Annotated in this window: 1 pseudogene; it reads left to right on the top strand. The window is 34.5% G+C overall.

Annotated features, from left to right (window positions below):
* Positions 1-224 (top strand): annotated as a pseudogene (locus BANVL01_RS26445) (hypothetical protein); the annotation flags it as partial.
* Positions 225-719 lie beyond the last annotated feature (495 nt).

Here is a 719-nt window from a genome sequence, read left to right as displayed (position 1 = left end):
AACACCAAACAATTTTTAGCGGACAACGAGTGAAAAGAGCCTTTTATAAAATCATAGGGTCGAAGATTCAAATACACGCCGACGTAAATGGGGCTTTCAATATTGTTCGGAAACATGTATTTGGTGCCTTTGAAGGTCTTGATAGAAAACACTTCCTTCAATCTCCTAAGAAAATCATCATCGTAAAAACTAAGAAAAAAGCAAAGCTGAAGGCTTCGGCCTGATGTATTAGCGGGACTGTGGTAGCCCACGAAAAGACAATGGGGCTTTTTAGCCTATCCTTTCGAAACCCCTAGCTTTAGCTATGGGGATACTCATGTTCAAACCTCGTAGCTTGTGAAAGGTATATGGGGATACGTGGCCCGAGTGATCCTAGATAGTGAGGTATTAAAGAGGATGAAGAAAAATAAAGGAGACCGTTCCTTTTTAGAGGTGCAAACAATAAAATAATAATGCAATGCACACGCTATTTCGCATATGAAAATCGTGTGCTTTTTTTTTTATTAAAAAGGTTTAATGGTAAGTTAGACTAAAAAAGTATTGACTTGCGAAAATAAAATGAGTATCATTTGAAACTGTTGCTACTAGATTAAGAGAAAAAATAAAAACTTTTTTTAAAAAATCATTGCAATAAATAAATGCCTATGTTAAGATATTTATTGTCGCTAAAACAAGTGATGAATTAATTGAAATAGATAATATCTATTTCGAAACTTGCT

It is taken from the genome of Neobacillus novalis NBRC 102450, assembly GCF_001591805.1.
Classification (GTDB): Bacteria; Bacillota; Bacilli; order Bacillales; family Cytobacillaceae; genus Neobacillus; species Neobacillus novalis.
This window is presented reverse-complemented; position numbering and strand designations above follow the sequence as displayed.